Raw genomic sequence first — 4,479 nt, 5'->3', positions numbered from 1 at the left:
TGCTTACAAAAAAACAGTCAGAGCGCCTTTCTATTCATCTTTGTATTCATACTTCACAAGGGGGCTCAGGTGGATCAAAGATAAACTCTTATTTTTTGATTTCAGCGATCTTTTAAACTACCTGAAAAAAAGTGAGGGGGAGTATGAACAATCCGATAGCACCAATGGGTTTTAACGGATCTTGCGATACTTTATTATTCCAAGCTTGTGTAGGTTTCTGATCAAGGAACTAAGGTCTGGTGAAGGTGTTATTATGGATAATGCCGCTTTCCATAAAGGGAAAGATCTGCAAAAGATTCTAGAAGATGCAGGTCATAGTTTGCTTTATTTGCCTCCATACTTCCCTGATCTCAATCAAATTGAGAAAAAATGGGCCCACCCCAAACACATAAGAAAAACATTAACTTGTTCAATTGATCACTTATTTCAATTCCATTTTTCGTAATTTTTTTATACTGATTTAGCTTTAACTAAAGATGTTTTTGTTAGAACAGGTAAAGGGATTCTTTTAAAAGTCTCTAAAAATGATTGTATTTACATTTTGTGAATGTTAGGAGTGCTTTAAAAGCGGTTTTATTCGAGGGGGTCAGCGCGACCTCAGTTTTGAAGAGGGGGGGCACCTTATAATCAAGGCTATGCGCCAAAATTTTTGCATTATTAAAAAAAAAGAAGCAAAAAATTGGATTTTTAAAGCTTGGATTTCTAAAGTCTAGAATCGTGCTGGAAAACAGCTTGTCGATTAGGAATTTGGTGATCGCTTGAGTCAAACATTCAAACGACTTTTTGAACGATTAAAAAAATAGAAAATTTTATTTTGTTGCGCAGATCATTGGGCAGGTTTTAATAAAATTATTCCAAGCAACAGCCTCTTTCAGGGAAAAGATACCCCCTTTTCCGTTGAACAAAATAACGCTCCACACCGCCATTGGTTTGCAAGATTTCGCCCCCCTTGCAAACACGCGATCACTTGAAATGCCGGAGGTAACACTGAGTATTTTTGCTGCACTTCACGTTAATAAAACATTGAAAATTAATCATGCTATCTGTGGTTAAAAGTCTTGCGTGTACATGAAAATTCATTTACATAAAATTATTTTTTATTTTTTTTCTATATAAAAATAAAGAAAAAAAATTTTATTTATTTATTATTTATATTTTCTCTTGATTTTTTTTATAATTTTCCATATGTTTTCAAAGTAGAAATTAGCTGATATTTTTTATGAGATTGTTTTGGTTGCTTGTATGCTTGCTTTCGGTTCAGGCGTTTTCTAACGCAGAGGGTAGTGAAAAATTTTTGAAAGATTTTCTTAATGAAAAAATAGAAAGCACAGAGTGCATCGATTATAGAAAAATTGCACAATGCTTACATGATTTATGTAAAGATGAAAAAGGAGATTCACTTTCTTATTCACTCTTAAAAGAAGCAAGAAAAGACATTGTTCAAAGAGTTTTTGAAAGAGTGAGTGTTCTAAGTTCTTCGAAAATTGATGTTTTTTTTGAACTTATTCCCGATCAACTAAAATCAAATTTTGTTTACTGTTCTTTTTATCGTGCAAATCGACATCAAAAATCTTTTTCAGCCCAACCAGCAGAACTTACAAAAAAACCGTTAGCTCTACTTTTTGATTTTTCTGATGAAGCTTTTAACTTTTTGATTAGTTCTTTTAAAAAACCGTGCTGGTGTGAACGTGAAAATTTTGAAAAATTTTCAAGTTTTATTAAATATTCTGGGGTTGGGCACTTTAATTGTGTGTTTGAAAATGAAAGATTACGAAAAGAACTTATTCCCTATTTAGAAGAAAGTTTTTTCGTTCTTTTTAAGTGTGGATACGAAACATCCGTAATCGATGTATTAACTGAAAACCAGTACTCGTTTATGAAAAATGAAAAAGTTCTTTCGGTATGTTTTGAAGCAATAGATCAGTTAGATGATAGGGTAAAAAGTAGATGGATTGAGGTAATGAGCAAGAGCGCCCCGATATTTTTTCGATACTTGAATTTTAAAAAAAACTTAGAAAAATTAGAAAAAGAAAGCCCAAGGCTTATTTGGAATTCTTTAAATCATTTATCAAAAGAAGGCGTTCCTTTAAACGCTATTTTCAGAATATTTAAAGGAAAAGATTTGGAATGTTTAATGCAAATAATTAAAGATAAAAAAGCAAACGAATATTCATGCTTTAGTTACCAAAAAACACAAGATGATCTTCTTACAAAAATGTTTATTGAGGACCACAAAAGCTTTTTGTTTTACCTAAATTTCACGAAAATGAGCTTCGAGGATTTTCCTGAAACGTTTAAAGAAACGCTGGGAGAAAAATTAGAATATAATTTTTACTTTTTAAACAGCCTTCCAGACGAATTGAAGAATTTTCATAAAAAACTTGTCGAATCTCTGCCTGAATCTAAAACCGTAAACCAAAGAATGATAAAAAGAGTTGAAGGATAAAGCTTTTTGTCTTACCAATGCTCGAAAAAGACTAAGGCATCATGGACCAAAGCGTTTAATCCGGACAAACTTTGGTTCATTATAGTCATTTAGCCTGAAGATGGGATTTGGAAGAAAGAAGAAAAAGCCTCATAAAGTTTATGAAATGCATTAATTTGACATTCAATCCTCCTCTTCATATTAGCCCAGAATTTTTCTATTGGATTAAAATCAGGAGAGTAAGGAGGTAGAAAAATTATACTGTGCAGATTTTATTAATTCTCTGTTTCTCTTGGATTTATGAAAAGAGGGATTATTCATAACTATAGTAATTTAGGTTGAATTAGGTGTAATTTTTTGTTAAAATAAAAGGAAAATGACAAAGAGCTACCGCAACGATTTAAGACAAAGGGTAAATTTAGATGAGGGGCGGGTATATTAAAGCATCGCATATTTAAAATAAGTGTATCAGCGATAGGCATGTGGCATAGAAAATTGGCATAGAAAATACAGACAAGAAGTCAGTTATTTTCCTAAGAAGCGTGCTTGGCTCAGAAAAAAAGATTGAACTTAGAAAAGATAGAAGAGTACGTCAAAGAAAACCTAGATATGACCTTGAAAAAAGCTGTTCAAGAATTTTTGGGGGTGTTTTTACAATCAGTTTCTGGTTAAAAAGATTAGGCTTATAGCTTAAAAAAAAGACTTTTCGCACGTGGAAGCAAGTAAAGAAAAGTGAAGTCTGTATCAAGAATCGATAAAATATATATCGTATCCAAGTCTTGTATATATTGATGAAAGCGGCATTGATATGGCTATGTACAAGTACAGAAGGCTGGGGAAGAAAAATTTACGACATAACTAGAACCACTCTGACTTCGTGGGTCAAGCCGGATCGATAGAAAGAGTTAACGCACCTGCAAAGCGCAAAAGGAAAAACAAACTTAACGCTACGCAAATAAAGTAAATCTTGGAATGGTTAAAAGTCGATAGTCAGTTAACCACAAATACAATTCGAATAAAACTATAAAATGTCTTTAATATAAAAATTAGCAAGTCAACCGTTCATCAAGAGATCAATAAGCTAAATTGCTTCTATATTAAGCCTCGTCCTAAACATTTCAAGCAAGAGCAAAACATAATTTGCTAAATTTAAAAAAATATTAGCCGGGAAATAGCTAAGTGCACGCCATCGCACATATTGTTTTTTGATGAATTGAGATTGGGCGCTCATTCCAAAAGTCACAGATGGTATAAGCGCGGTACCAGGCCAAAAATTCTATTTAAAATAGGTTACCAAAATTTCTATCTTTATAACGCAGTTAACGTTTGACGGCAGTAATTTTAGTCTGATTTTACTTAATCTCGATTTTGCCTAATATCGATACTGAGCATATGAATGTATTTTTATCTAAGTGTGTAAATAAGTATCCGTCTAATAAAATTGCGTTGATCATGGATGAAGCAAGATTGCATAAATCCAAGACTTTTAAAATCCCTGACAATATTACTATTTTTTATCTTCCTTCATATTCACCGGAGCTTAACCCGGTCGAAAAATTATGGCTCTATATAAAAAACTTATGCACGAGTTAAAAAATACAATTGTGAAAAGTATATGCACCGCTTCGTATTTGTCCATTTAGAGCCTGTATTCATGATTTAGCTAACTTGATAGGATCATGGAATGGGCTATCATACTCATGTTTTCAGCAGTCGCTAGGGTAATTTCATAATCTTTAGATACCCTTCGAAAAGGATTTAGCTATCCTATGTTCTTTCGACTATCCAACACTTTGGAAGTATGGCCCATTCTTGAGATATGTGCTCTGAGATTGCTATAGTATTTATTCAATAGAGTTCTCACAAATGCCTCCATGGGTTTTCTATATCCAGCATCTACACACACTTCCTTTAATGTAGGATATTTTTGCACCGCTTCCTTAAAAACTCCGCACCCAGCACCTGTGTCATTGGCCTTATGAACCCTTGATATGGATCAGATTGCCTTACCTATCAACACCACTATGCCGTTTACGTATCTTTTTTCCCCACAT

7 protein-coding genes are annotated in these 4,479 nt (G+C 33.1%); 5 read left to right on the top strand and 2 right to left on the bottom strand.

Annotated elements, in window-relative coordinates; all coding sequences use genetic code 11:
* Positions 1-253 precede the first annotated feature (253 nt).
* From K737_RS11630 to K737_RS00345, 3 genes are all read left to right on the top strand, one after another.
* Positions 254-445, top strand: coding sequence for a transposase (locus K737_RS11630; RefSeq protein ID WP_006289453.1), 192 nt, complete (start codon positions 254-256; stop codon positions 443-445).
* Positions 446-897: 452 nt separating this feature from the next.
* Complete coding sequence (locus K737_RS10380; RefSeq protein WP_200863569.1) at positions 898-1,053, top strand: hypothetical protein; 156 nt, start codon at positions 898-900, stop codon at positions 1,051-1,053.
* Positions 1,054-1,219: 166 nt separating this feature from the next.
* The gene (locus tag K737_RS00345) at positions 1,220-2,446 is read left to right on the top strand and encodes a hypothetical protein (RefSeq protein WP_006296197.1); all 1,227 of its coding nucleotides are present in this window, start codon (positions 1,220-1,222) and stop codon (positions 2,444-2,446) included.
* Between the two features lie 89 nt (positions 2,447-2,535).
* Here K737_RS00345 and K737_RS11625 read toward each other — a convergent pair whose 3' ends face one another.
* On the bottom strand, positions 2,536-2,682 hold the full coding sequence (locus tag K737_RS11625; protein WP_407636428.1) for a transposase: 147 nt from the start codon (positions 2,680-2,682) through the stop codon (positions 2,536-2,538).
* A gap of 289 nt (positions 2,683-2,971) precedes the next feature.
* Here K737_RS11625 and K737_RS11310 point away from each other — a divergent pair, with 289 nt between their 5' ends.
* The gene (locus K737_RS11310; RefSeq protein WP_023491074.1) at positions 2,972-3,097 is read left to right on the top strand and encodes a hypothetical protein; all 126 of its coding nucleotides are present in this window, start codon (positions 2,972-2,974) and stop codon (positions 3,095-3,097) included.
* Between the two features lie 696 nt (positions 3,098-3,793).
* Positions 3,794-4,018, top strand: a complete 225-nt coding sequence (locus tag K737_RS07120; RefSeq protein ID WP_075260285.1) for a transposase — start codon at positions 3,794-3,796, stop codon at positions 4,016-4,018.
* Positions 4,019-4,187: 169 nt separating this feature from the next.
* Here the strand turns inward: K737_RS07120 and K737_RS10765 are convergent, their stop codons facing one another.
* Positions 4,188-4,358: a hypothetical protein gene (locus K737_RS10765; protein ID WP_235075632.1), complete on the bottom strand. Its 171-nt coding sequence runs from the start codon at positions 4,356-4,358 to the stop codon at positions 4,188-4,190.
* Positions 4,359-4,479 lie beyond the last annotated feature (121 nt).

This window comes from Holospora undulata HU1 (genome assembly GCF_000388175.3).
Lineage (GTDB): Bacteria > Pseudomonadota > Alphaproteobacteria > Holosporales > Holosporaceae > Holospora > Holospora undulata_A.
This window is presented reverse-complemented; position numbering and strand designations above follow the sequence as displayed.